At 50.2% G+C, this 691-nt stretch carries 1 protein-coding gene; it reads left to right on the top strand.

All coding sequences use genetic code 11. From position 1 onward, the window contains the following. Positions 1–691, top strand: a 691-nt coding sequence (locus R7Q11_RS26495) for an AI-2E family transporter (RefSeq protein WP_225467036.1), incomplete at both ends; no start/stop codon positions are given.

Raw genomic sequence — 691 nt, 5'->3', positions numbered from 1 at the left:
TGGATAAACAATCGGAAAGAAATGAAAGTAAGCTTTTCATCAGTAACATGGTGGAATCAGCGATACGTATTGGCTTGATCTTCGTATTGCTGATGTTTACGTACGACATCATCAGGCCTTTCATCCTTCCAGTGATTTGGGGTGCCATCATCGCGGTAGCGCTACTACCACTGACCAAAAAACTGCAACGCGCTTACGGCGGTAGACGCGGCTTGGCTGCCACGACAATCGCACTGCTGGGTATCGCCCTGCTGGTAACGCCACTAGTGATGGTGTCGGGCTCTATCGTGGATGGTGCAACACACGCGTTGGACGTACTGCAAAATGGTCAGGGGAAAATCCCTGGACCTAAAGCGTCTGTTGCTGATTGGCCTCTTGTGGGTGACAAACTTTATGAAGTATGGACGCTCTTTGCGACAAACTTAGAGCAAGCAATACAAACCTTTATGCCACAAATCAAGTCAGCATTAACCTCTTTGCTTGGCATGGTTGGCGGCGTGTTAGGTAGCTTGTTGCTGTCTATCTTGTCACTGGCTATCGCTGCTGGCTTTATGACGTATTCAGAGTCGTTGGCATCGGGCCTGCAAACTATCGCGATCCGTACCGCTGGCGAAAACGCGAAAAGCTGGACAACGCTTATCGCCGCGACCATTAAAAGCGTGCTGCTGGGCGTAGTTGGTGTGGCTGCGAT

It is taken from the genome of Vibrio sp. 970 (genome assembly GCF_033339075.1).
The sequence above is the reverse complement of the archived record's forward strand: the minus strand, read 5'-3'. Positions and strand labels throughout refer to the sequence as shown.